The organism is Chryseobacterium indologenes (assembly GCF_002025665.1).
In the GTDB taxonomy this organism is placed as follows: domain Bacteria; phylum Bacteroidota; class Bacteroidia; order Flavobacteriales; family Weeksellaceae; genus Chryseobacterium; species Chryseobacterium metallicongregator.
On sequence record NZ_CP018786.1, the window covers coordinates 2,099,068 to 2,123,220 of the forward strand.

General features: G+C 36.2%; 25 protein-coding genes. 15 read left to right on the forward strand and 10 right to left on the reverse strand.

Annotation, left to right across the window (positions count from 1 at the left end):
- The first annotated feature begins 8 nt into the window (after positions 1–8).
- The gene (locus BUE84_RS09475; protein ID WP_079241422.1) at positions 9–818 is read left to right on the forward strand and encodes a family 16 glycosylhydrolase; all 810 of its coding nucleotides are present in this window, start codon (positions 9–11) and stop codon (positions 816–818) included.
- 39 nt (positions 819–857) lie between these two features.
- Entirely contained in the window at positions 858–2,297 is a 1,440-nt protein-coding gene (locus tag BUE84_RS09480) for a glycoside hydrolase family 30 protein (RefSeq protein WP_079243901.1), read from the forward strand.
- Between the two features lie 161 nt (positions 2,298–2,458).
- Here the strand turns inward: BUE84_RS09480 and BUE84_RS09485 are convergent, their stop codons facing one another.
- Both BUE84_RS09485 and BUE84_RS09490 read right to left on the reverse strand, forming a co-directional pair.
- Positions 2,459–3,268: an enoyl-ACP reductase gene (locus BUE84_RS09485; RefSeq protein WP_034697597.1), complete on the reverse strand. Its 810-nt coding sequence runs from the start codon at positions 3,266–3,268 to the stop codon at positions 2,459–2,461.
- A gap of 120 nt (positions 3,269–3,388) precedes the next feature.
- Positions 3,389–3,688 carry a hypothetical protein gene (locus BUE84_RS09490; RefSeq protein ID WP_034697596.1) on the reverse strand — a complete coding sequence of 100 codons (300 nt, stop codon included), beginning with the start codon at positions 3,686–3,688 and terminating at the stop codon, positions 3,389–3,391.
- Between the two features lie 139 nt (positions 3,689–3,827).
- Between BUE84_RS09490 and BUE84_RS09495 the strand changes: the two genes are divergently transcribed.
- The gene (locus BUE84_RS09495; protein ID WP_079241423.1) at positions 3,828–4,382 is read left to right on the forward strand and encodes a DNA-3-methyladenine glycosylase I; all 555 of its coding nucleotides are present in this window, start codon (positions 3,828–3,830) and stop codon (positions 4,380–4,382) included.
- Between the two features lie 258 nt (positions 4,383–4,640).
- Positions 4,641–5,918, forward strand: a complete 1,278-nt coding sequence (locus BUE84_RS09500) for a hypothetical protein (protein WP_079241424.1) — start codon at positions 4,641–4,643, stop codon at positions 5,916–5,918.
- Positions 5,919–5,996: 78 nt separating this feature from the next.
- On the opposite strand, the gene BUE84_RS09505 is transcribed toward BUE84_RS09500, so the two are convergent.
- Positions 5,997–6,263 (reverse strand): hypothetical protein, encoded by a 267-nt coding sequence (locus tag BUE84_RS09505; RefSeq protein WP_079241425.1) that lies wholly within the window; start codon positions 6,261–6,263, stop codon positions 5,997–5,999.
- Positions 6,264–6,423: 160 nt separating this feature from the next.
- Here BUE84_RS09505 and BUE84_RS09510 point away from each other — a divergent pair, with 160 nt between their 5' ends.
- Positions 6,424–6,852 (forward strand): MarR family winged helix-turn-helix transcriptional regulator, encoded by a 429-nt coding sequence (locus tag BUE84_RS09510; RefSeq protein WP_079241426.1) that lies wholly within the window; start codon positions 6,424–6,426, stop codon positions 6,850–6,852.
- Positions 6,849–7,610 (forward strand): NAD-binding protein, encoded by a 762-nt coding sequence (locus BUE84_RS09515; RefSeq protein ID WP_079241427.1) that lies wholly within the window; start codon positions 6,849–6,851, stop codon positions 7,608–7,610. The genes BUE84_RS09510 and BUE84_RS09515 overlap by 4 nt, the downstream gene beginning before the upstream one ends.
- Before the next feature lie 295 nt (positions 7,611–7,905).
- Here the strand turns inward: BUE84_RS09515 and BUE84_RS09520 are convergent, their stop codons facing one another.
- Both BUE84_RS09520 and BUE84_RS09525 read right to left on the reverse strand, forming a co-directional pair.
- On the reverse strand, positions 7,906–8,760 hold the full coding sequence (locus BUE84_RS09520) for a nucleoside phosphorylase (protein ID WP_034696753.1): 855 nt from the start codon (positions 8,758–8,760) through the stop codon (positions 7,906–7,908).
- Positions 8,761–8,782: 22 nt separating this feature from the next.
- Positions 8,783–9,268: a hypothetical protein gene (locus tag BUE84_RS09525; RefSeq protein WP_079241428.1), complete on the reverse strand. Its 486-nt coding sequence runs from the start codon at positions 9,266–9,268 to the stop codon at positions 8,783–8,785.
- Between the two features lie 230 nt (positions 9,269–9,498).
- Here BUE84_RS09525 and BUE84_RS09530 point away from each other — a divergent pair, with 230 nt between their 5' ends.
- Positions 9,499–11,328, forward strand: a complete 1,830-nt coding sequence (locus BUE84_RS09530; protein ID WP_079241429.1) for a cytochrome-c peroxidase — start codon at positions 9,499–9,501, stop codon at positions 11,326–11,328.
- 216 nt (positions 11,329–11,544) lie between these two features.
- Here the strand turns inward: BUE84_RS09530 and BUE84_RS09535 are convergent, their stop codons facing one another.
- Positions 11,545–11,955, reverse strand: coding sequence for a helix-turn-helix transcriptional regulator (locus tag BUE84_RS09535; RefSeq protein ID WP_079241430.1), 411 nt, complete (start codon positions 11,953–11,955; stop codon positions 11,545–11,547).
- A gap of 338 nt (positions 11,956–12,293) precedes the next feature.
- Between BUE84_RS09535 and BUE84_RS09540 the strand changes: the two genes are divergently transcribed.
- Both BUE84_RS09540 and BUE84_RS09545 read left to right on the forward strand, forming a co-directional pair.
- Positions 12,294–14,447, forward strand: a complete 2,154-nt coding sequence (locus tag BUE84_RS09540) for an alkaline phosphatase PhoX (RefSeq protein WP_079241431.1) — start codon at positions 12,294–12,296, stop codon at positions 14,445–14,447.
- Positions 14,448–14,504: 57 nt separating this feature from the next.
- Positions 14,505–15,404 carry a leucine-rich repeat domain-containing protein gene (locus tag BUE84_RS09545; RefSeq protein ID WP_079243902.1) on the forward strand — a complete coding sequence of 300 codons (900 nt, stop codon included), beginning with the start codon at positions 14,505–14,507 and terminating at the stop codon, positions 15,402–15,404.
- Positions 15,405–15,406: 2 nt separating this feature from the next.
- On the opposite strand, the gene BUE84_RS09550 is transcribed toward BUE84_RS09545, so the two are convergent.
- Complete coding sequence (locus BUE84_RS09550) at positions 15,407–15,730, reverse strand: translation initiation factor (RefSeq protein WP_034696743.1); 324 nt, start codon at positions 15,728–15,730, stop codon at positions 15,407–15,409.
- A 193-nt stretch (positions 15,731–15,923) separates the two neighbouring features.
- Here BUE84_RS09550 and gpmI point away from each other — a divergent pair, with 193 nt between their 5' ends.
- The 5 genes from gpmI to BUE84_RS09575 all read left to right on the forward strand — a co-directional run bounded on the left by gpmI (position 15,924) and on the right by BUE84_RS09575 (position 20,857).
- Positions 15,924–17,465, forward strand: a complete 1,542-nt coding sequence (gene gpmI / locus BUE84_RS09555; protein WP_079241432.1) for a 2,3-bisphosphoglycerate-independent phosphoglycerate mutase — start codon at positions 15,924–15,926, stop codon at positions 17,463–17,465.
- A 150-nt stretch (positions 17,466–17,615) separates the two neighbouring features.
- A complete protein-coding gene (locus tag BUE84_RS09560) occupies positions 17,616–18,593 on the forward strand; it encodes an acyl-ACP desaturase (RefSeq protein ID WP_034696739.1) in 978 nt (325 codons plus the stop codon).
- A gap of 99 nt (positions 18,594–18,692) precedes the next feature.
- On the forward strand, positions 18,693–19,124 hold the full coding sequence (locus BUE84_RS09565) for a BT0820 family HAD-type phosphatase (protein WP_034696738.1): 432 nt from the start codon (positions 18,693–18,695) through the stop codon (positions 19,122–19,124).
- A gap of 156 nt (positions 19,125–19,280) precedes the next feature.
- A complete protein-coding gene (gene map / locus BUE84_RS09570; RefSeq protein ID WP_079241433.1) occupies positions 19,281–20,090 on the forward strand; it encodes a type I methionyl aminopeptidase in 810 nt (269 codons plus the stop codon).
- Positions 20,090–20,857 carry a class I SAM-dependent methyltransferase gene (locus tag BUE84_RS09575; RefSeq protein ID WP_034696735.1) on the forward strand — a complete coding sequence of 256 codons (768 nt, stop codon included), beginning with the start codon at positions 20,090–20,092 and terminating at the stop codon, positions 20,855–20,857. The genes map and BUE84_RS09575 overlap by 1 nt, the downstream gene beginning before the upstream one ends.
- A 57-nt stretch (positions 20,858–20,914) precedes the next feature.
- Here BUE84_RS09575 and BUE84_RS09580 read toward each other — a convergent pair whose 3' ends face one another.
- The 3 genes from BUE84_RS09580 to BUE84_RS09590 form a co-directional block, all read right to left on the reverse strand.
- A complete protein-coding gene (locus BUE84_RS09580; RefSeq protein ID WP_079241434.1) occupies positions 20,915–21,625 on the reverse strand; it encodes a T9SS type A sorting domain-containing protein in 711 nt (236 codons plus the stop codon).
- Between the two features lie 140 nt (positions 21,626–21,765).
- Positions 21,766–22,098, reverse strand: a complete 333-nt coding sequence (locus BUE84_RS09585) for a DMT family transporter (protein WP_034696733.1) — start codon at positions 22,096–22,098, stop codon at positions 21,766–21,768.
- A gap of 228 nt (positions 22,099–22,326) precedes the next feature.
- A complete protein-coding gene (locus BUE84_RS09590; RefSeq protein ID WP_079241435.1) occupies positions 22,327–22,890 on the reverse strand; it encodes a Crp/Fnr family transcriptional regulator in 564 nt (187 codons plus the stop codon).
- Between the two features lie 350 nt (positions 22,891–23,240).
- On the opposite strand from BUE84_RS09590, the gene era reads away from it, so the two are divergent.
- A complete protein-coding gene (gene era, locus BUE84_RS09595; RefSeq protein ID WP_079241436.1) occupies positions 23,241–24,116 on the forward strand; it encodes a GTPase Era in 876 nt (291 codons plus the stop codon).
- Positions 24,117–24,153: the final 37 nt, after the last annotated feature.

Below are 24,153 nucleotides of genomic sequence, written 5' to 3' on the forward strand. Positions count from 1 at the left end.
TAATACACATGAAAATCAAATTCAGAAATACAATAAGTACCTGTGTAATAGGAATATTCTTTCTTTCGGCTTTCAACTGTGCTTCAAACAAGTCAGATTCCCGCAGGATGCTGATTTGGAGTGATGAATTTAATGGCAAAGGACTTCCGGATTCATTAAAATGGAATTATGATATCGGAGGAAGCGGTTTTGGAAACGAAGAAGCTCAGTTTTATACCAAAAACAGGCTTGAGAATGCCAGAATGGAAAAAGGAAATCTCATCATTGAAGCCAGAAAAGAAAACCGGGAAAACAGTAAGTATACCTCTGCAAGACTTTTAACCAAAGGGAAATTTGCTTTCCAATATGGCACAATTGAAGTCAGGGCAAAACTTCCTAAAGGTCGCGGAACCTGGCCTGCCATCTGGATGATGAGCGAAAATATGAAGAAGTGGCCGGATGATGGTGAACTGGATATTATGGAACATGTAGGCTATCATCAAGGTTATATCCATGCTTCTGTTCATACAAAAAAATACAATCATATCCTGGGAACACAGAAAACAGATACTTTGTTTGTAAAGGATGCAAGCGAAAAGTTTCATGTCTATAAAGCAGACTGGACACCCGAAAAGATCGATGTTTATATAGATGATAAAAAATTTTTCACCTACGAGAATAAAGAGAAAAATAATGAAGCATGGCCTTTTAACAGACCTTACTTTATCATTCTGAATCTTGCTGTAGGAGGATTTTGGGGTGGAAAAGAAGGTATTGATGATGCAGTTTTTCCACAGAAGTATTACATAGATTACGTAAGAGTCTATCAAAATAAATAATGAAAATGAGGACCAATGAGTCCGGAAACAGAAAAAATCATGAGAAAACTAATTGTAAGTTGTTTTGTAGTAGGCGTTGTCATGAATGTCAATGCTCAGAATTATTGGAAAAAAAATGCAGGAAAAACAGCTAAAGTAATTCTTACCAACTCGAAAGTAAATGAGAAGATGGTGGATAAAGGAGCTGTTACATTTGTGCAGTTCGGACAGCCTAAAGAAACGGATGCCTGCATTTTTGTAGCTCCCCATTTTAAATATCAGAAACTGATAGGAATAGGAGGTGCTATTACAGACGCCTCAGCAGAAACTTTTTATAAAATGCCAAAGAATAAGCAGAAAGAAATTCTGGATGCTTATTTCGGAAAAAGCGGATTGGGATACACAGTAGTTCGTACCAATATGAATTCCTGTGACTTTTCCAGTGATTCTTATACCTATGTAGAAGATAATGATACTTCGCTAAAGACCTTTAACGTGGCTCACGATGAAAAGTATAAAATCCCAATGATTAAAGAAGCTCAGAAAGCTATTGGTAATAATTTTACGTTTTATTTCTCGCCATGGAGCCCACCAGCATGGATGAAATCAAATAAAAGCTTGTATAAAGGCGGAAGATTGGAAAATCAATACTACCAGACCTGGGCAGATTATTATATCAAATTCATCAAAGAATATGAAAAAAGAGGAATTAATATCTGGGGATTAACGGTGCAGAATGAACCGATGGCTACGCAAAGTTGGGAATCATGCATTTATACTGCTGAAGAAGAAGGAGAGTTTCTGAAAAAGAACCTTGGACCAACCCTTTGGAAAAACGGATATAAAGATAAAAAAGTAATGATCTGGGATCATAACAGAGACTTGATCTATCAGAGAGCAACAACTACTTTAAGTGATCCTGAAACCTCAAAATATGCCCATGGTATCGGTTATCACTGGTATGAAACATGGAATAACAAAACACAGCTTTTTGACAATTTAGCAGAAACCCACAGAGCTTTTCCTGATAAATTCCTGGCGTTTACTGAAGGATGCAAAGAACAGTTCAATATGGATAAAATCTACGATGTAAGCCTGGGAGAACTGTACAGCAAAAATATGCTGAACGACTTCAACAAAGGAAATGCTTTATGGACTGACTGGAATATTCTGTTGGATGAAACCGGTGGACCTAATCATAAAGGAAATTTCTGCTTTGCCCCAATTATTGCTGATACTAAAACAGGAGAGGTATTTTATACCTATGAATACTATTATATAGGGCATGTTTCAAAATACATCAAGCCGAATGCCCAGAGAATCGGAAGCTCTTCCAACAGAGCAGCGTTGACATCTTCTGCATTTATGAATGAAAACGGACAGCTGGTAACAGTTATCATGAACGATTCAGACAATGATATTGAAACCAATCTATGGATAGAAGGAATGGCTGCCAAGCTGAATGCTCCTGCACATTCTATACAGACCGTAATTTTATAATTTCATATTAATTTAATATTATTTTTGACAGAATCGGCGGCCTCGAAGAGGCCGCCGGTTTTATTTGTGAATGATGAATATCAGAATGATAAAAAACAAAAAACCCATGAAACAATTCATGGGTTTTATTTATTTTGAACGGAACTTTTGTTAGTTCGTTATTATTCAGCGTCATATTTACTGATCACTTTCTGAGTAACCCCTGAGCTGCTGAAACCTCCATCATGGAAAAGATTCTGCATGGTTACTTTTTTAGTAAGATCAGAGAATAAAGTTACACAGTAATCTGCACATTCAAGAGCTGTAGCGTTTCCTAGTGGAGACATATCTTCAGCATATCCAAGGAATCCTCCGAAACCTTTCACTCCACTACCGGCAGTAGTCATTGTTGGAGACTGAGAAACCGTATTTACACGTACTTTTCTTTCTCCCCAATAGTTTCCGAAAGTTCTTGCGATACTTTCCAGATACGCTTTGTTATCAGACATATCATTGTAGTCTGGGAATGTTCTCTGAGCTGCAATATAAGTAAGGGCCAAAATACTTCCCCATTCATTCATACAGTCTTTTTCCCAAGCTACACGCATTACTTTATGGAAAGAAACAGCGGAAATATCCCAGCCTTTTTCCAACCAGTCGTAATTCATTTCTGTATAGTGTTTTCCTTTTCTTACGTTGATAGACATTCCGATAGAGTGAAGGATAAAGTCGATTTTTCCAAATTTTGCAACAGCGGCATCAAAAAGTTTTTCAAGATCTTCTATAGAAGTAGCATCAGCACCTATTACTTCAGAACCTGTTTTTTCTGCTAAACCATTAAGTTCTCCCATTCTCAAAGCAATAGGAGCGTTAGATAAAATGAATTCAGCACCTTCCTCATGGCATCTTTCAGCAACTTTCCATGCGATAGATTGTTCATTAAGGGCTCCAAAAATAATTCCCTTTTTGCCTTTAAGTAAACCGTATGACATAATTTTTTAATGTTTATTATAATACAAATGTAACAATAATTGTGCTTATGGCATAATAAAAAATGGAGCCTTATCAATTTAAGACTCCATTTTATTGAAAATATTTATATGACTGAAATACTAATTGGTTTTCTTATTCCATTCTGCCTTTACATCCTCTGCCGCATCTTTGGTTTTTTCCCATGCTTCATCCGCTTTATCTTTGATATCCTCCCAGGCATCGGATACATTAGCTTTTACCCTGTCGAGCCAGTCTTCCTGGCTGGCTTCCTGATCATTATTCCTTTTCTCATTGATATAATCTTTAGCCTTGTCTGCCAATTCATTGATTTTCCATTTGGCTTTGTCCGTTGCATTCTGTAAAGAATTTTCTACATTATTTACTGCATTTTCCGCTTTGTTGTACTCTGAATTGTTCATAATAGTATAAATTTTAGTTTGGTATCAGTAATTAAACAATAACCATTCCTAAAACTGAACCTCTTTGTTAAACTTTTCATAATATTTTGTTATATTTTTCTAAATCAGTAGTAACTTTAAGTGATAAAAATTGATTATTATGGAAAAAATACGTTGTGGCTGGTGCGAAAAAGATGATCTCTACAGAAAATATCATGATGAAGAGTGGGGAAGACCTGTGTATGATGATGAAACAATATTTGAGTTCCTGATTCTTGAGAGTTTTCAGGCTGGCTTGAGTTGGTATACCATTTTGTCTAAAAGAGAAAATTTCAGAAGAGCTTTTGATCATTTCGATTATAAGAAAGTAGCAGCTTATTCAGATAAAAAGATTGAAGAACTCATGAACAATCCCGGAATTATCAGAAATCGGCTTAAAATTCTTGCCGCAGTCTCCAATGCTCAGAAATTTATAGAAGTTCAGAAGGAGTTTGGAAGCTTTTCCAACTATATCTGGGGCTTTATTGATGGAAAACCAATTGATAACAATCCTGAAAAGCTGTCTGATGTTCCTGCCACAACAGAGATTTCTGATCTTATTTCCAAAGAACTTAAAAAAAGAGGATTCAAATTTGTTGGATCTACCGTCATTTATGCCCATATGCAAGCTACGGGAATGGTGAACGATCATTTAAAAAGTTGTTTTATTAGATAATAACCGTTGATATTTATTCATTTTTTAGTGAAGTTTATTGCTAATTATATAATTAAAAAAATTAAGCAGAAAATTAGAGATATCTGAAAAGCCTAATGGATGCTGTATTTGATAAGTAGCTGATATTTAAACATTTTTCAATGTTTCGTGATTAAGTTTTATTTTAATCACCATAATGTGTTTTTAATTATGATTTTTTCAATAAAATTAATGATTTATTAAAAATTTGTATATTTGCACCTCCTAAAAATAGAGGAAATGCAAAAAAACTATAAACTAGACTACACTTTACTTTTATTATTCTTTACTTGTTTTATATATGCTCAGGTTGGGATAGGAACTCCTGATCCTGCACCTTCAGCAATGCTTCATATCAATGCCAGCAATAAAGGAGTGCTGCTTCCAAGTGTTGCTTTAACTGCTACAACAGACAATATTACAGTACCTTCACCGGCGGACGGACTTATCGTGTGGAATAACGGAAGCTCCACCCTTACAGATATTGGATTTTATTACTGGTTTGAATCAAAATGGAATAAAATTCTGGCAAACGGAGGTGACCCCACTAAAATAGAAGATGGAACAAACTGGAATCTTACAGGTACGAACGTTGGAAATTATGGAGGAGCGAATACAACGTTGGCTTTAGGAACAAAAACCTACGATGATCTGATCTTTAAAGTCAACGCTTTAACAGCAGGAAAACTGGGAGTTGACAATTCTGTAAGCCTTGGAATAGGATCTGTGGCCGGTCAGAATGGGATTGCCCTTGGAAGCGCCAGTTCGGCATTTATGGGAATTGCTATTGGGAGTGCAACAGCAGTTTCTGGTAATGAAGCCTTAGCAGTAGGAAATAAAACCACTGCAGCAGGATTCAGGTCTACAGCCATAGGTTTTCACGCGCAGACCGGCAGTAATGAATCTGTTGCAGTAGGAAACAACTCCTCAGCAGATGGATTTCAGTCCATTGCATTAGGATACAACGCAAAAACGAATACGAATAGTGAAACTGCCTTAGGATATAATGCGGTAACAAATAGTCAGAATTCAACAGCTTTAGGTTCAGAAGCCAATGCTTTGGGGCAATTTTCGACAGCAGTAGGATATGGAGCTACTACTTCACAGGCTAATGCCATTGTTTTGGGAAATAATAATGCTAATGTAGGGATTGGTACCGGAACTCCGAATGTCTCTGCAAAACTGGATGTAAGCGGACAGTTTAAATTAGGAGAAAAAGGCAGTGTTCAGAAAAGTCAGATCAGCTTTGAAGCATGGCCCGGAATTTCGATTAATAATTTGCCTCCGGGAAAATCTACAACCATTGATATTCCTATTCCATCAGGATATCAACCTGGCTCTACGCGAGCTGTAGTCGTAGTTTCTCCGGCAGGAGATTTTGTAGGAAATTCCTCATTTTCCATCTCGAATCCAAGGTTGACTTCTGCTTCCAGTATTACAATTAATCTCACTAATATTTCAGGAACAGCTAACAGTTTGTACTCCGGACATTTTTATGTGATGATCAATGAGTTTTAAATAATAGGTTTTTTATTATAGTTGATATGGTGTGAAGGACTTCCGGACTGGAAGTCCTTTTTTTATTGACCGTCAATTTCAATTAAGTTTTCGGGACTGAAGTTCCTTTCGGGCATTTTGCCAGCTTTTTCTAATAATAAGGTATAAAGGGGAAAAAGCCAGAGGAAGCGGAGTGATACCATTGAACCCTTTTTTAATGGTAACATAGATGCAGGCGCCTATCAGTATTCCCATAATAATACAAAAGGAAATATGAGCAGCAGAACGTTTTTTTTCTTCTTTTGTCAGTTCCTCAATGGAGAGTTCTGAAAGTTTATTGTTTCCTGTTTGAGGCGTGTTTTTCATGTTCACAGTGAGTTGTATGGTTTTAGTTGAGCTAAAATAACAAAATAATCACAGCCTGAAACTAAGATGTTTCTTTTTATTTAATTGAATAAAAAAATATTTTAAACAAAAATATTGTGCACAAAATAAATGGATTATCTTTGTTTCTTAAAAGAAAACGATGACCCCATTATCCGAACATTTATGTTTTAAAACGTATGCTGTTTCCAGATATATCACGGGCTTATATAAGCCTTACCTGGAAGAAGTTTTACTTACATATCCTCAATATCTTGTCATGACTGTTTTATGGGAACATGGCGGAATGAATATCGGAAAGATTGGTGAGCATCTGCATCTTGACAACGGAACACTTACCCCGCTTTTGAAACGTATGGAAAAAAACGGATTGATCATCCGAACCCGCAGTGCAGAAGATGAAAGAGTTGTATTGATTAATCTTACCGAAAATGGAATAAAGCTTAAAGAAAAAGCGAAACATATTCCCAAAGCTGTTCAGCAGTGCATGAATCTGAGTGAGGATGTAAAGACCCAGCTAATGGCTTCTTTAGAGAATATATTAACAATACAATCTGTTTCTGACATATGAAGAAAATAGGAATTATAGGCTGTGGCTGGTTGGGAGAAAGAATAGCCTCTTCCTTATCCGGAAAATATGACATAGCAGCAACGACTACAACAGAAAATAAAGTAAAGGATCTCAACAGTAAAGGAATTCATGCTGTACTTGCTTCTTTCCCGGACTATCAGCTGGCAGAACCCTATAATGAATGGTCTGAGATTAAGAATGCTGATGTTTTAATTATTACCATTCCTGTCCATGAAAAAAGTTGTTGTGTAAGCTCTTTATATAACAGGATTCAGAATTTGTCAACATTTATAGGGGATTTTAAAGGACAGATGTTTCTGATGAGCTCTACAGGTGTTTATCCTGATCTGCCCAAGGACTTTACAGAAGAAGACATTCCTTTGGAAAAAATTTCAGGTGAAAGAATGTTGAGAAGTAAATATCCCCAGCTTAATATACTAAGACTTGGTGGCCTGATGGGAGATAACAGACTTCTGAAAAACTATAATGTGAGCAATCTGGATCACGCTGTAAATCATATTCATTATGCTGATATCGGTGCCATCATCACACAAATGATTGAAAGGAAAACTGAAGCTAAACTTTATAATGTTACTGCCCCGATTCATCCTGCAAAGAGTCAGGTGATTAATGCACAGAAAAATATACCTGAGGAGGAAGTTTCCGAAGTAAAAGGTAAGAAGGTCTTGTCTTCAAAACTGGTTTCAGAGCTGGATTATGTATTTCAGTATCCGGATCCGAGAAGGTTTCATTTGTAATTATTTATGGTATTTGATTCATTTTACTTACAGAATTTCCTTTACTACCTTTGTCATTCCGTAGGAATCTCTACGTTATTTTTAAAGTTTTGTATTTAGATTCCTACGGAATGATAAGGAGAGTGATGAGCTTTATTCATGGTGAAAGGAACAAAATTCAACAGTATAAATTCAATAGGAATGGGCTTTAGCCCGTTTTCAGAATAAATCAAATTCCATAGGCTTTAGCCAAAACCTATAAAAAACCTCCGGAAAAAGCTTCCGGAGGTTTTTATTTTATCATAAACAGAATTGATTATTTAATAATTCTTTCCAACACCCATTCAATAAGGTTTTTCTCAGAAGCATGGTGATCTGCAGAGAATTCTCCACGTCTTCTGTTGGCAATAACGTTATTTACGGTAATGGCTTTATGTCCTAATAATTTTGAAAGAGCATAGATTGCAGAAGTTTCCATCTCAAAATTGGTAATGCCAAGATCATTCAGCGTTTCTAAGAATTGATCATCTACTGCTTTCAAACGAAGCTGTCTTCCCTGTGGAGCATAGAATCCCGGGAAAGTTGCGGTATTTCCATGGTATTTGGCATCTTTGTAGTATTCTCCCATTTCTTCTGCCCAGTCTGAGAAATAAAGCATTGGCTTGATTCTTTCATAAGGGAATTTTTCTAAGAAGCTCTTAGAAAACTCATTTTCGAAGTTGTAGTCCTGGTAGAAGTGCATCAATCCATCCAAACCTACAACATTCTGAGTAACCAGCATATTGTCTACCTGTACATCCGGGTTTACACTTCCGCAAGTTCCCATACGGAAAAGTTCAAGAGCCTTGTGCTCAGTCTTGAATTCTTTGTTTTGAAGATCAATGTTTACCAAAGCATCCAGTTCGTTCATCACGATATCGATGTTTTCAGTTCCGATCCCGGTAGACATTACGGTAATTCTTTCACCACGAAGTGTTCCTGTATGCGTATAGAATTCTCTTTTATTTTTTTTGATTTCTACGGTATCAAAGTATTTTGAAACTTTTGCCACTCTGTCAGGATCACCTACAAGGATGATTTTGTCAGCAATGTCTTCGGGTAAAAGATTCAGGTGGTATACACTTCCGTCTTCATTCAGAACAAGTTCTGAGGCAGCAAGTTTGTTTAGCATAATATGTATATTTTTTGTTTTTTTAATTAATCATAATGGCTTCTTTATAAGGAGATGCCATAACTTCGTAGATGTCATTGTATTCTTCTACAATCCTTTTCTGGCCGTTCATTACCTCATATACAGTAATGACAGTCTTTTCAATGTTTTTAGGATCTTTCCTCTGTGAAGTGATTTCGTAGAAGTGATCATCTTTTTTAAGAATAGAAATCAGTTCTTCCTTTGTTGAATTGTTGGAAGTCATCATTCCAGGGAATTCTGTAACAATATCTTTCAGGTCAGAATAATTTTTATAAGGCTTGGTTACTCCATTGGAATGCACATAAACATTGGGAATGTTTTTATCTTTTTCCAGGCGAACCAAATAATAATCAGATCCTCTTTTCTCAGCATAGACAGCCATTTCCTGTGGTTTTCCGGATGGCTTTTCCGGTTGCTTTTTTTTCTGGGAAAATGCCGTCATAGAAAGGAAACTTGCCATAACAGCAAACCATAGTTTTGTTTTCATACTCCTATTTAGTTTTTTTGATGTGTTGAATTTAATTTAAAAAAATCCTCTCCCAATAATCTCCCGCCATTATTTTTCCGGTATTTCGAAGAACCGTTCTCTTTAGAATAATGAATTTGATTTCGGGGTTTAAAATTAGTGAAAAATATGTTATCAGAAATATAAACATTATTTAATCTGTTATTAAAACTGAGATAACATCAGTTTAATAGTTTTGCCGCTAAAAATTCATGAGATCTTACCCACTGCTTGTAATCGTCCTTCTGATAGGATTTGCAGTAATGTCTTTTAATCCTGTTTATAAAGGAAAAGAAAGCGAAAATACATTTATCAATAAAGGGTTGTCCGACTTTAAAACCAAGCTTGAACAGCTGAAATCAGATGTTGATAAGTTCTCTGAAGACCGTATTTCTCTGAAAGAACTGCAGAAATCACTAAGCAGCACAAGAAATTCATTCAAAGAAGTTGAATTCTATATCGCTTATCATTATCCTGAATTTACCAAGACTCACCTTAACGCAGCACCTTTGTTTCACATCGAAGCGGCAGGTACATCATCATATACACTTCCTCCTGAAGGATTACAGGTGCTTGATGAACTTATATTTTCAGATGAAGCAGGAAATGAAAAGGAAAAGATTAAAACAATTACTACTTTTTTGTATAACAGTTATGCCGGGTTTTATTTAAGTGCATTAAAAAATGGACTGAGTAAAGGAAATAATAAGACATTACCATTACGTATAGAACTGATCAGGATCTATTCACTTGGCGTATCAGGTTTTGATACACCGGGTTCGTTGAATATTTCTGAGGAAACAAGCCATGCTCTTGCAGGAATGCAGAAATACATCAATGATGATCTTTATTTTAAAAATTATAATACTGAAAAGGCTGACCAGATTTTAACAGAAGCCATTAGTTACCTTTCAAAAAATACCGATTTTGAAACTTTCGACAGGATTGAATTTTATAAAAAATATGTACAGCCTTTATACGAAGAATTAGGGAAATGGGATGGAAGACCGGATGATCTTAAAGAATTTTCAGGCTGGAACGTAGGAAACAAAAACTTTTTCAGCAGTGATTTTTTGGATCCTTATTTTTATACCTTATTGAAATCCTCAGAAGATAATCCGGAACTCCGAAACCTTGGAAAATCCATTTTCTACGATCAGAACTTAAGTGGTAACGGGAAAATGAGTTGTGCGACTTGCCACCTTCAGGAAAATGCCTTTACAGATCTGAAAGCAAAATCACAAAGTAATGTGGAAGGGAAAACGGTTCTGAGAAACTCTCCGTCTTTATATAATGCTGTTTTTGCCAAAAGGTTTTTCTATGATCTTCGTGCTTTTTACCTTGAACAGCAGGCGGAACACGTCATTTATAATGAGCAGGAATTCAATACGAGCTATGAAAATATTATTCAGAAACTAAAAACAAAACCTGAATATAAAAAGGCTTTCCGTGCAGCTTTCAAAGATGGAAAGATCAGTAAAGAGAATTTTTCAAAAGCATTAAGTTCTTATGTGGCTTCATTGTACTCATTTGACAGTGATTTTGACCGTTTCATGAGGAATGAAAAGAATGTTTCTGATGATGTAAAAAAAGGATTCAACCTGTTTATGGGAAAAGCCAATTGTGCAACCTGTCATTTTGCCCCTCACTTTTCAGGATTGGTACCTCCGTTTTTTAATGAAAATGAATCTGAAGTACTGGGAATCACTACCAGACCCATCAAACAGCTTCCTATAGAACTTGATCAGGACTTAGGAAGAGGAAACAGTCCGGTGAAAAAGGAAAAATCATGGATTTATGATTATTCTTTCAAAACAGTGACGGTTAGAAATATTGCCCTTACCAAACCTTATTTCCATAACGGGGCTTTCAATACTTTAGAAGAAGTTCTGGATTTTTATAATGAAGGAGGAGGAGAAGGATTAGGATTAAAAATGAAAAATCAAACCCTAGCACCAGATAAATTAAACCTTACCGAAACAGAAATCAAACAGATTATAGCCTTTCTGAATGCTTTTACGGATGTGAGTAAAGCGAAGTAGGCGGGTTACGGGGTTTGTGGGTTTGTGGGTTGGAGCGTGGGAGAGTTTGAGAGTGAGATTGTAGAGATTCGGGATTTCGGGTTTGCGAGAGCCGAGATTCGGTAGGAATGATAGGTTTTAATAAAAATAGGCTAAATTTTGAAACTTGTGTAAATGTGATCTACGAAGGTTTCAGAATTTAGCCTAAAGTTTTACAGATCGGATCAACCTGTCTGTTTATTTGTTTTGGATCAGCTTTTCCAGCTTATCAATCATTTCCTGCTGTTGTTTCAGCATACGCTCGTAAAGTTCAACCATTTTGTCAAGGGGATTAAAGGTGGGTTGGTTATTAAAAAAGGCTGGTTGTTGACAATTATCAAAAGACGCTGTATTAGAAATGATGTTTATCGCTTGTTCTTCATCAAAATTCTCAATCGCTTCTGCCGGAACCTTCAAAATCTGAGCTACCTGCATCAAAACATCAGACTCTACAGTTTCTTTTTGTTCCAAAAGAGAGACTTTCTTCTGATTCCAGTCGTCACCTAATTCAAAAGCTAAAGCTTCCTGCTTGATACCAAGCATTTCACGGAAACGTTTGATATTTCTGCCCTGATGTATTTTTTTATTTTGCATAGCTGTGTCAATCATAATAACAAATATAAAGTTTTAAGAGATAAGAATAAAGCTCGTTTTGAAAATAAATTATCTTCTAAAATACTCATGTTTCGAATAAAAATTTCTCTTTTCTGGCAGATTTATCGTGTTTAATAGATCTTGTTTGGTAACAATTAGTAAATAAAATAATTGCATTTCACTTCCAGCCCGAGATCCCGAACCTCGTATCCCGGATTACTTAACACAAAATTAATCCCCTTAACATTAGGTTTTTGATAAGTTAATATTGGGCGTTTTAGATTTAAAATCCTATTAACAGAGAAAAAGTTCTAAAAAAATAGTTTTGCAGGGTCTAATAAATCAAATAAAAAATGAAGAAAAAACTACTAACAGTGGGAGCTTTGGCTATACTGGCCAGTTCTGGTCTTCAGGCGCAGACTCTGATATTCAATAAGAATGCGTCATGGAGCTACAAAGATAACAACCAGGCGCAGCCAGCCGGATGGAATGCTCAGACGTATGACATTTCAACATGGGCAGTTGGAAACGGCCCGTTAGGATATGGAGATCCTGTAACAACGACAATCAACTCAGGACTTACAACTGCTTATTTTGCTAAAGATTTTACAGTAGATCTTTCAACACTTTCCGATACTATGGAACTTGGAGTAATGAGAGATGACGGTATTATTGTATACCTTAACGGAGAAGAAGTCGTAAGAGACAATATGCCTGCGGGTGCTGTAACATTCAATACTTTCTCCAGTACTACCATTGATGGGGCAGCAGAGAGCGTTTATAACATTTTCTCTATTCCAAAGTCAAAATTTGTAAACGGTGTTAACAGATTTTCTATTGAACTACATAACAGAAGTACAACCAGTTCAGATTTAAGAATTGATGCTTATCTGAAAACAACTACCAATACAACTATCCCTGTAGCTTGTAACGGAACACACATCAGCTGCTTTACTTCCATTGTTCCTACCGCACAGACTAATAAATTAATTATCCCTGCTGAGCACAAATACCAGCTGATTTTAAAAGAAGGAGACAACTATACTGAAGGCGGAGGATTGGTAGGTGGTCAGAATGACTTTACGGCTTATGTTCCAAAAACAGGAAGTAGTACCAACGGATATCTTTCTGTAAACCATGAAACCAATCCTGGAGGAGTTACCATGGCAGAGATTAACTATAACGCGACTTCAAAACTTTGGCAGCTGACCAAATCAAGAGCGGTAAGTTTCTCAGCTCCAAGTTTGGTACAAACGATCAGAAACTGTTCAGGAGGAATTACGCCTTGGGGAACTGTGGTGACGGCTGAAGAATCTGTTACTTCCAATGATGTGAATAATGATGGTTACAAAGATTACGGTTGGTTAGTAGAAATTGATCCTGCAACAGCACAGGTTATTTCTAAAAATGCTGACGGTTCCAAAGGAAAACTATGGCAGATGGGAATCATGAACCACGAAAATGTAGTGATCAATAATGCAGGAACTATAGCATATTATGGAGAAGACGGTGGAACTCACATGGTATACAAATATGTAATGGATACTCCAAATGATCTTTCATCAGGAAACCTTTATGTGTTGAAACTGGATCAGGGATTAACGGCTGCAGGAGATCCGGCAGGAACTACAGCAACATGGATTCAGGTTCCGAACAAAACTAAAGTTGACCAGAACAATACCAATACCAATGCGTTGTCATTAGGCGGAACAAAATTCAATGGAGTAGAAGATGTTGATATCAGCCCATTAGACGGGAAAATCTATTTTACTGCAAAAGGATTAGACAGAGTATACCGTTTACAGGATAACGGAACTACCGCTTCTCAGGTGGAGACATTTGTAGGAGGAGGTTCTTCTGTATATTCTTTCAATACTGCTCAGGGAATGAAATCTGAAGCTTGGGGAGACGGAAATGACAACCTTACTTTCGATGAGCTTGGAAACCTTTGGGTACTTCAGGATGGAGGAAAAAACTATATCTGGGTCATTGCTCCGGATCATACACAGGCTAATCCTAAAGTAAGATTATTTGCTTCTATGCCGGCTGGTTCAGAACCTACAGGATTGACATTTACCCCTGATCACAAATTCGGTTTCTTCTCTATTCAGCATCCGGATTCAACCATTTCTACAGATGTGGATGCAACAGGAAATACAATTGATTATAAAGGAAAATCAGCAACAATTGTAATTGCCCTTAAAAGCAACCTGGGAGTTGAAGGAACTTTAGGAACTATTGATAGTAAAATTGAAGAAAATACAGTAACAGTAGCTCCAAACCCAACTTCAGGAATCGTGAAAATCAATTCTGTAAAAGGATTGAAAGATATTTCTGTAACAGCTTACAGCATGGACGGGAAAATTGTTTATACAAAGAAGTTCAACGGGACCAACAAAGTATTGGACCTTGATTTCACACAGCAGTTGGAAGGATCTCGTGTTTTAGTTTTAAATATTGAAGCAGAAGGAGGTTTCCAGAAAACAGTTAAACTTGTAAAGAAATAAATTATTTATAATTCTTGTCTGTCAGTGACTTTTGTTGCTGGCAGACCTTTTATGTTTATGAAAAAGCTAGTCTTATTTATTGCCATACTCTCTCTTTCTCAGATCAAAGCTCAGATTGATCCGGTGAAGTATCCCACTTTTACTAATATTGAAGAGGCTCTGAAGAGTGAAAAAACAGTTTACAGTATGAGTTTCAGAGAGAAAGGGCTTTTTAATCTTCCTCCTCAGATCGTAAAACTGAATTCATTATTCTTTTTGAATATTATGGCGAATAAGCTTGAGAAAATGGATCATGAACTTTTTACCTTAAAAGAACTGGAAATTTTAAATGTGAATGAAAACAGCATTAAATATATTCCCGATGAGGTAAGCAAGCTTAAGAAACTGACCACTTTTTCAATGAATCTGAACAGTCTGACAAGTATTAATCCTAATCTTGCAAAACTTCAGAGCCTAAAAGTAGTGCATTTTGATGCCAACAATCTGAACACTTTTCCCGAAGCTCTTATGGAAATTCCGACACTGGAAGAAATAAACCTTCAGGGAAACCAGATCAGCTTTATTGCAGACAAACTTGATCAGATCAAAAACCTGAAATTTTTAAACCTTTCAGATAATCAGATCAATGATCTTGGGAATTTGTCTTTTCCTGAAAATTTAAAATATCTTGAACTGCAGCAGAATGCTATTATCAGACTTCCGGAAAATCTTTTCAGAGCAAAGAATCTGGAATTTTTGAATGTAAGTGGAAATAATATCACAGAAATATCACCCAAAGTAAAAGGGCTGAAAGATATCGTCAGTATGAATCTGGCGAACAACAAGCTGAAAGATATTCCTGAAGAAATCAAACAGCTTAAAAACCTGAAAACGTTGATTCTTACAGGAAATCCTATAGAAAAATCTAAAATTGAAAACTTAAAAACCTTACTGCCGGAAACCCAGATCTATTTCTAGAACTATCCGCCAACACGTTTGGTTTTATAGCCCATTTCTTTAAGGATATTCATGATTTTATCACGGTTATCCCCTTGAATGATAATCGTTCCATCCTTCTCAGAGCCGCCTATACCCAAGGTGGTTTTTATTTTCTTTGAGATTTTTTTAAGGTCTTCCTCACTGCCTTCCCAGCCTTCAACAATCGTTACAGGCTTACCGTTTCTTCCTTTCTTCTCAAATTTGCATACCAAAGGTTCTTTCTGCTTGAATTGCTCTTCAGGCATCTCAAAATCCTGCTCTTCGTGATCAGGAAAAAGATTCTTCAATTGATCTCGTAAATCCATACCGCAAAATTAAAAAGATTTACCGATTAATGGACTGAAATAATCAACGAAATTTCAATTTTTCTAACCTTGCCAAGGTTTTAAACCTTGACATGGTTAGATGACTTATCATCATCAGTCCATAAAATTCGAGTCTTCAAATTCTTCTATTCATAGGAAATTAGGTAAATTTGTCTAACAAAAGTTTTACAAAATGTCAAAAAAAGCAATATTGGCCATTCTTGACGGATGGGGATTGGGAACAAACCCTAACGTTTCTGCAATAGATAAAGCAAATACACCATTCATAGACAGCTGTTACCAGAAATTTCCACATACTACGCTTGAAGCAAGTGGATTGGCTGTAGGTTTACCAGCCGGACAGATGGGGAATTCTGAAGTAGGACACATGAACCTGGGAGCCGGAAGAGTAGTTTACCAAAATCTGGTAAAACTGAATATGGCCGTTGAAAACGGAACAATGGGTCAGGAAAAAGTGATTCAGGATGCTTTTGAATATGCCAAAAAAGAAAATAAAAAAGTACACTTTATCGGATTGGTTTCCAATGGAGGTGTACATTCACATATCAATCACTTAAAAGGATTACTGACCGCTGCAAAAGAGTTCGGATTGAATGAGAACGTTTTTGTTCATGCATTTACCGACGGTAGAGACTGTGATCCACATTCAGGATTAGGATTTATCGATGAGCTTCAGAAGCATATGGAAGCTACTACAGGAAAACTGGCAACAGTGGTAGGAAGATACTATGCGATGGACAGAGATAAAAGATGGGAGCGTGTAAAACTGGCTTATGATGCTCTTGTAGAAGGAGTTGGAGAGCCATCAACAGACGCATTAGCTTCTATTAAAGCTTCTTATGACAACAACGTTACCGATGAATTCCTGAAACCAATTATTCTGATGAATACTACGGCTACAGGAAATGTAGTGCCGGTGGCAAAAATCATAGATAATGACGTAGTAATCTGCTTCAACTTCCGTACAGACAGAGGTAGAGAGATTACGGAAGTGCTTTCTCAGAAAGATTTCCCGGAATATGATATGAAAAAGCTGAACCTTTATTATGTCACATTAACGAATTATGATAAAACCTTCCAGAACGTACAAGTAGTTTTTGATGAAAATGTACTGACGGAAACAATGGGTGAAATTCTTGAAAAAAATGGAAAGACCCAGATCAGAATTGCAGAAACAGAGAAATATCCACACGTTACTTTCTTTTTCTCAGGAGGAAGAGAACTGGAGTTTTCAGGCGAAAGAAGACTGCTTTGCCCAAGCCCGAAAGATGTTCCTACTTACGACCTGAAGCCGGAAATGTCAGCATATGATATCACCAATGCTATCGTTCCGGAACTGGAGCAAGGAACAGCTGATTTTGTTTGTTTAAATTTCGCCAATACAGATATGGTTGGGCATACAGGCGTTTTTGAAGCTGCTGTAAAAGCTGCTGAGGTGGTGGATCAGTGCATTGAAAAAGTAGCTACTGCTGCCTATGAAAACGGATATGCTGTTTTCATTCTTGCTGACCACGGAAATTCTGATGTTATGATCAATGCAGACGGAACCCCTAATACTCAACACTCAACAAATCTGGTTCCTTTTATCGTTATGGATAAAGACCATACATGGAATTTAAAACCAGGAAAACTGGGGGATGTAGCGCCTACCATTCTTAAAGTAATGGGCGTTGAAATACCAGATGCAATGACTGGGGAAGTTTTGGTTAATTAATATTCAATAATATTGTTAAAAAAATGCCGTTATGCTTTTGCAGCGGCATTTTTTTTATGATTTATGTCAGATAAGGTATGACTTGCATACTTTATTATGCGTTAAATAATAAATAAATCTTATCTTTGTAAATTAAAACTGAATAGTAAAATGTATCAAAAGCTTGTTAGGAAAGAAGTAATGGGATTATTGGAAAAGGAAGTAGGTTCTTTTCTTGATAAATTTTTAACGCCAATTGAAAAAATCTGGCAGCCTTCCGATTATTTACCAGATCCTTCAAGCGATGAATTTAAACATGACTTAGAAGAAATTCAGACTTTTGCCCGTGAAATGCCTTACGATCTTTTTGTAACATTGATCGGTGACTGTATCACAGAAGAGGCACTTCCTTCCTATGAATCTTGGTTGATGGGTGTTGACGGAATCAATCAGGAAGAAAAAGTAGGCTGGGCCAACTGGGTAAGAGCATGGACTGCTGAGGAAAACAGACACGGAGATTTATTAAACAAATATCTTTATCTGTGCGGAAGGGTAAACATGAGAGAAGTTGAGATCACTACTCAATATCTTATCAATGACGGATTCGACTTGGGAACAAGTATGGACCCATACAGAAACTTCATTTATACAAGTTTTCAGGAAACAGCTACCAATATCTCTCACAGAAGAGTAGGAACATTGGCAAAACAATCCGGAAACGGAAAATTAGCAAAAATGTGTGGGGTAATTGCTGCAGACGAAGCAAGACACGCTAAAGCATACAAACATTTCGTAGCAAAAATCCTTGAAGTAGATCCTTCAGAAATGATACTTGCCTTTGAAGATATGATGCGCAAGAAAATTGTAATGCCTGCTCACTTAATGAGACAGTCCGGACAAAAAGCTGGTGAACTTTGGGGACATTTCTCAGATGCAGCACAAAGATGTATGGTCTACACAGGTCAGGATTATATCAATATTATGAAAGACCTTTTAGATGAATGGAAAATTGAGCACGTAAAAGGACTTACAGAAAAAGCAGAAAAAGCTCAGGAATACCTGATGAAGCTTCCTGCAAGGCTACAGAAGATCACAGACAGGGTTTCTACTCCGGATCTTCAGTTCCAGTTTAGCTGGGTAAAAAGCTAATAAGATCTATATTATTATTTAAAATATAAAAGTAATTGAGTGCCTTTCTTTTGGGCACTCTTTTTATTTCTTATCTTTGCAAAGCTAAAAAAAGACAAAATGTTAAATAATAAAAAGATTGCTGTTGACTTTGACGGGACTATTGTTGATGATGCTTACCCGGCAATTGGAAAACCGAAAACTTTTGCATTCGAAACTTTGAAAAGACTTCAGTCTGAAGGATTCAGATTGATACTTTGGACATACAGACACGGAAAAACATTAGATGAAGCGGTAGAATTCTGTAAAAAAAACGGAATAGAATTTTATTCTGTGAACTCAAGCTTTGAAGGAGAAGTTTTTGATCCAGAAAATCAATCCAGAAAATTAGATGCAGACTGGTTTATTGATGACAGAAACTTGGGAGGATTTCCGGGATGGGGAGAGATCTACAATATTATTCAGGAAAGAATAGAATTTCGTGTTGAAGGAAAAGAAGTTCTTGCCTATTCAAAACTTAAAAAAGAAAAGAAAAAAGGCCTTTTTTGGTAAAATAGAAATTAGAAGCTAGATATTAGACGTTAGTTTTTAACGGCCAATCAAAGCTTCTGTTTTTTATCAAAAAGAGTTTATAGATTGTTATAATATAGAAATACACATAACGCTGTAATCTAGCTTCTAACATCTAATATCTAACATCTATATACAATGATTCAATTAAAAACGATAGACGAATTACGTCTGATGAAGGAGAGTGCCCGACTGGTTTCTAAAACATTGGGAATGCTGGCAAAAGAAATTAAACCAGGGATTACTACTTTATATTTAGATAAACTGGCTCATGATTTTATTAAAGATCATGGTGCTGAACCTGCATTCTTAGGGTATGGAGGATTTCCAAACTCTCTTTGCATCTCTCCGAATGAGCAGGTAGTTCATGGTTTTCCTAACAACGACGTAGTGAAAGAAGGAGATGTTCTTTCTGTTGACTGTGGGGTGATCCTTAATGGTTTCGTAGGAGATCATGCCTACACTTTTGAAATCGGGGAAGTGAAACCTGAGGTTAAAAAATTACTACAGGTTACCAAAGAATCTTTATACAAAGGAATTGAGCAGGTTGTCAGAGGAAAAAGAATAGGAGATATTTCCTATGCAATCCAGGCACACTGTGAAAAAGAAGGGTATGGAGTAGTAAGAGAGCTTGTAGGACACGGATTGGGAAGAAAAATGCACGAAGATCCACAGGTTCCTAACTACGGAAGACAAGGAAGCGGAAAAGTAATTAAAGACGGTTTGGCAATTGCAATTGAGCCGATGGTGAACATGGGAACCGAAAAAGTGAAGTTCCATAATGATGGCTGGACAGTAACGACTTTAGATAACATGCCTTCTGCTCACTTCGAACATGATGTAGCTGTGATCAATGGTAAGCCGGTATTGCTTTCTACATTTGATTATGTATACGAAGCTTTAGGGATTGTAAGTGATGAAGAAAAGCAGTTCCAACTGGATTTTTAATGAAAAAGGTAACTAAGCTTTTACTGAATAAAATTCCACGCCCTATGCTTATTAAAATGAGTATCTGGGCAAGACCGCTTATTTATCAGTTTTTCAAAGGTGACAAATTCTTTGATCCTATTGATGGAAGATCTTATAGAAAATTCCTTCCCTATGGATATGGAAAACAAAGAGAAAATGCACTTTCTCCGGGAACGTTAAGTTTGGAAAGACACCGTCAGATGTGGCTGTATCTTCAGAATGAAACTGATTTTTTCATTAAGAATTATAAAGTCCTGCATATTGCTCCCGAACAGGAATTTTTAAGGAAATTCAAGAGAATGAGCAATCTGAATTATATATCTGCAGACCTCTATTCTCCTATTGTAGATGTGAAAGCAGATATTCTGGATTTACCTTTTGAAAATGACAGTTTTGATATCATTTTCTGTAATCATGTTCTGGAACATATTGAAGACGATGCAAAAGCAATGAGCGAGCTTTACAGGGTAATGAAACCTGGCGGATGGGGAATTCTTCAGGTTCCGATGAAAAATTCGTTGGAGAAAACCTACGAAGACTTCACGATTAAAGATCCAAAAGAACGTCAGAAACATTTCGGACAGTACGATCATGTTCGTTGGTACGGAATGGATTATTTTGACCGCTTAAGAAAGGCAGGCTTCGAAATAGACCCCAACTTCTATTCACAGAAATTCTCTGAAGAAGAAATAAAAAAATTCGGGTTAAGACATAATGAAATCTTACCTGTAGTTTATAAAAAATAAAATAAAAACCGTTTCAATAGCTGAAACGGTTTTTTATATACATGAAATGTTCTGTTTTTATTTTTTAATAAAAGGGTAGGACTTATAATTTTCTATCGTTACGATATATTGCCCTTTCTGTAAACTGCTTGTGTCAATTGATGTTTTGTTGCTGTTAGTTGTAGTTTCAAATACCAGTTTTCCTGATAAATCGTAGATCTTAAGGGGAAGGTTTCTCTCAATATTTTCAAGATGCAAAACTTCTTTTACAGGATTGGGGTATGCTTTAAAATTTTTCGTTACTGCAGCAGTTTCTTTAGTGCTCAATTGGTCAGTATTGTTATAGTAAATTTTGTTTCCTGAAGGATCTGTAATCACCAAAGTTTTTACACTTCCGTTGGTTGTAATTTGGTAACTGTATATTGAGGCATAAGCTCCTAAACCATAAATATCACAGTTTTTCTGATCATAAGCACGAACAGGCGCTGCATTTCCTCCGTTATAAAACAAAAGAGTACATGCGCTTGATGTTTTGATAAGATTGTTGCTTCCGGGCATAATCCCGAAACCCATTATGGAAGTATTGTAATATCTGGAATTAATAACATAGCTTGTTCCTCCTGCCGAATTAAATGTAGTTGCGGGAACTCCATTATCTATTAAAGGTGTATTGGTAGTCTGGCCACTGCTTGTTACCATTTTGGAAATATACCAGTTATTGGAAAGTAATTCGGAGGTTTGCTGGGCAGTCAGTAAGCCACCTGCTAAAAGGAATAGAATTTTTTTCATAGGTTAAAAGTTTCTCACAAAGATAAAAGAATTTCGTCCTTCTCAATTCCATTAGATTAAATAAAAATAGAAACGCAAAAACCGCCTTCAATACGAAGACGGTTCCCATTTTTAAATATAGATAGAAGTTTATGCGCTTTTTAGTGTGAGGAAGAAACAGCCTTTAATCCTACCACAGAACCAATAAGCGTTACAATAAAAAATACTCTCCAAAAGCTTACAGGATCCTTAAAGAAAATAATCCCCATTAAAGCAGTTCCCACAGCCCCAATTCCTGTCCATACCGCATAAGCAGTACCGATAGGCAAGGTTTGGGTAGCTTTGATCAGTAAAAGCATACTGATTGTCATTGTTACCAGGAAACCCGCATACCACAGGTACATTTCAGTTCCTGATGTTTCTTTTGCCTTTCCCAGACATGATGCGAAGGCAACTTCAAATAATCCTGCGATAACTAATATTAACCAATTCATTTTTTAAAATTTTACTACTGCAAATTTCAGAATTTGACAGGAGAAAAAATTTTACAATTGTTAAAAAATGAAGATGGTTTTTAAGAAAGAAAGATGGAAGCTTGAGGAAAAAAATGGTTATATCAATAGGAGTGGACTTTAGTCCACTTTCAAAAGAAAATGATCATTCCTTTGGCTTTAGCCAAAACATAAGAATTTTTAAATATTTCAATTCTTAAATCTTTAAATTTATTTAATCTCCGCCCGAATTCTACTTAAACTCACCTGCGTAATTCCAAGATAAGACGCAATATAACCGAGCTGAACTCTTTTAAGTAAGTCAGGCTGATAATTAATAATATCTTTATAACGTTCCAAAGACGTTTTGAACTGTCTGGAAATAATCAGTTCCTCGGATTTTATCATCTCTGCTTCTGCCAGCTTTCGTCCCCAGTTGGCAATATGGATATCTTCATTGAACAGTTTCCTTAGATTTTCTGTTTCCATTCTGTACAGGTCGCAGTCTTCAAGTAATTCGATGCTTTCATAACCGGGTTTGTCCTCCACGTAGCTTTTCATCGAGAGAATACATTGTCCCTCGCTTCCGAACCAGAAAGTAATATCATTGTCAGCTGTTGAAGAATAAGCACGTGCAATCCCTTTCCGGATAAAATACAGATAAGGAATCACTTTATCAGCCTCCATCAGACAAAAGCCTTTAGGATGGGAAACTTCGGTGATATGCTCTTTTAAACTGTTTTTTGAGGTCTCAGGAAGAAGGTAAACCTTATCAAGAATCTGGTCTATATTCATAAAGATGAATTCTAATAGTCAAAAATATCAGTTTTAAGTAATGCAATACAAAATTATCAGGTAATTTTTATAATAAATATTACTATGTGTATATTCAAAATTCTTCCGAATTCAACTTATTTATCGTCAAAATTGCCAAGGAAAGAGCAAATTCCCTTCCTCTGGAGGGTGCCGAAAATTCAAATAATTTTTTGACGGGGTAGAGTTAGCCCAGCAATTGCTGTTCACTATAAATTTCCTTTCCTCACGATATATTTAAGCACATAACTCTCTTTTTTCTTTTAATTGTTAAGATTAACCGTAAAGACCAATTTTGTTTTACTAACTTTGCAGTTCGTAATATTATTTTTATGCACAAAGCTGGATTTGTAAATATAGTTGGAAAGCCCAATGCGGGAAAATCGACCTTGCTTAACCAATTGATGGGAGAGAAGTTGGCGATTGTAACGCAGAAAGCTCAGACAACCCGCCACAGAATTTTTGGTATTTATAATGAAGATGATCTTCAGATTGTATTTTCTGATACTCCAGGAGTATTGGATCCAAAATACGGACTGCAGGAGAAAATGATGGATTTTGTAAAGGACTCTTTGCAGGATGCTGATGTTTTTCTATTTATTGTAGATGTTACCGATAAAGCAGAACCATCAGAATTTTTAATTGATAAATTGAATAAAATCCCTGTTCCTGTACTTCTTCTATTAAATAAAGTAGACCAGACAGATCAGGCAGGTCTTGAAAAATTGGTAGAAGATTGGCATGCCAGAATTCCAAAGGCTGAGATTTTACCTATCTCTGCATTGAATGCTTTTAATACAGAAGTTATTTTACCTAAAATAAAATCTTTGCTTCCTGAGAATCCGCCTTACTACGATAAAGATCAGTATACGGATAAACCTGAAAGATTTTTCGTTAATGAGACAATTCGTGAGAAAATTCTTTTAAATTATGATAAAGAAATTCCATACTCTGTAGAAGTAGTGACTGAACAGTTCAAGGAGAAAGAAGGAATTATCTTTATAGACTCTATTATTTATGTAGAAAGAGATACCCAAAAAGGAATTATTATCGGGCACAAAGGAGAAGCTATTAAAAAAGTTGGAACTGAAGCCAGGTTAGACCTTGAGAAGTTTTTCACCAAAAAAATTCATTTAAACCTTTTTGTAAAGGTGAAAAAAGACTGGAGAAAGAACGATAGAGATCTTAAAAATTTCGGTTACAGATAGACTAAAATAGCTTGTAATCCCGTTGTATTAAAAGATT

Coding starts and splice junctions, on each gene's coding strand:
- BUE84_RS09530 (WP_079241429.1), top strand. CDS start 9,499: ATGAGATCTTACCCACTGCTTGTAATCGTCCTTCTGATAGGATTTGCA.
- BUE84_RS09475 (WP_079241422.1), top strand. CDS start 9: ATGAAAATCAAATTCAGAAATACAATAAGTACCTGTGTAATAGGAATA.
- BUE84_RS09480 (WP_079243901.1), top strand. CDS start 858: ATGAGAAAACTAATTGTAAGTTGTTTTGTAGTAGGCGTTGTCATGAAT.
- BUE84_RS09500 (WP_079241424.1), top strand. CDS start 4,641: ATGCAAAAAAACTATAAACTAGACTACACTTTACTTTTATTATTCTTT.
- BUE84_RS09575 (WP_034696735.1), top strand. CDS start 20,090: ATGAAAAAGGTAACTAAGCTTTTACTGAATAAAATTCCACGCCCTATG.
- map (WP_079241433.1), top strand. CDS start 19,281: ATGATTCAATTAAAAACGATAGACGAATTACGTCTGATGAAGGAGAGT.
- BUE84_RS09560 (WP_034696739.1), top strand. CDS start 17,616: ATGTATCAAAAGCTTGTTAGGAAAGAAGTAATGGGATTATTGGAAAAG.
- BUE84_RS09535 (WP_079241430.1), bottom strand. CDS start 11,955: ATGATTGACACAGCTATGCAAAATAAAAAAATACATCAGGGCAGAAAT.
- BUE84_RS09495 (WP_079241423.1), top strand. CDS start 3,828: ATGGAAAAAATACGTTGTGGCTGGTGCGAAAAAGATGATCTCTACAGA.
- BUE84_RS09520 (WP_034696753.1), bottom strand. CDS start 8,760: ATGCTAAACAAACTTGCTGCCTCAGAACTTGTTCTGAATGAAGACGGA.
- BUE84_RS09485 (WP_034697597.1), bottom strand. CDS start 3,268: ATGTCATACGGTTTACTTAAAGGCAAAAAGGGAATTATTTTTGGAGCC.
- gpmI (WP_079241432.1), top strand. CDS start 15,924: ATGTCAAAAAAAGCAATATTGGCCATTCTTGACGGATGGGGATTGGGA.
- era (WP_079241436.1), top strand. CDS start 23,241: ATGCACAAAGCTGGATTTGTAAATATAGTTGGAAAGCCCAATGCGGGA.
- BUE84_RS09490 (WP_034697596.1), bottom strand. CDS start 3,688: ATGAACAATTCAGAGTACAACAAAGCGGAAAATGCAGTAAATAATGTA.
- BUE84_RS09545 (WP_079243902.1), top strand. CDS start 14,505: ATGAAAAAGCTAGTCTTATTTATTGCCATACTCTCTCTTTCTCAGATC.
- BUE84_RS09580 (WP_079241434.1), bottom strand. CDS start 21,625: ATGAAAAAAATTCTATTCCTTTTAGCAGGTGGCTTACTGACTGCCCAG.
- BUE84_RS09525 (WP_079241428.1), bottom strand. CDS start 9,268: ATGAAAACAAAACTATGGTTTGCTGTTATGGCAAGTTTCCTTTCTATG.
- BUE84_RS09515 (WP_079241427.1), top strand. CDS start 6,849: ATGAAGAAAATAGGAATTATAGGCTGTGGCTGGTTGGGAGAAAGAATA.
- BUE84_RS09510 (WP_079241426.1), top strand. CDS start 6,424: ATGACCCCATTATCCGAACATTTATGTTTTAAAACGTATGCTGTTTCC.
- BUE84_RS09565 (WP_034696738.1), top strand. CDS start 18,693: ATGTTAAATAATAAAAAGATTGCTGTTGACTTTGACGGGACTATTGTT.
- BUE84_RS09550 (WP_034696743.1), bottom strand. CDS start 15,730: ATGGATTTACGAGATCAATTGAAGAATCTTTTTCCTGATCACGAAGAG.
- BUE84_RS09540 (WP_079241431.1), top strand. CDS start 12,294: ATGAAGAAAAAACTACTAACAGTGGGAGCTTTGGCTATACTGGCCAGT.
- BUE84_RS09505 (WP_079241425.1), bottom strand. CDS start 6,263: ATGAAAAACACGCCTCAAACAGGAAACAATAAACTTTCAGAACTCTCC.
- BUE84_RS09590 (WP_079241435.1), bottom strand. CDS start 22,890: ATGAATATAGACCAGATTCTTGATAAGGTTTACCTTCTTCCTGAGACC.
- BUE84_RS09585 (WP_034696733.1), bottom strand. CDS start 22,098: ATGAATTGGTTAATATTAGTTATCGCAGGATTATTTGAAGTTGCCTTC.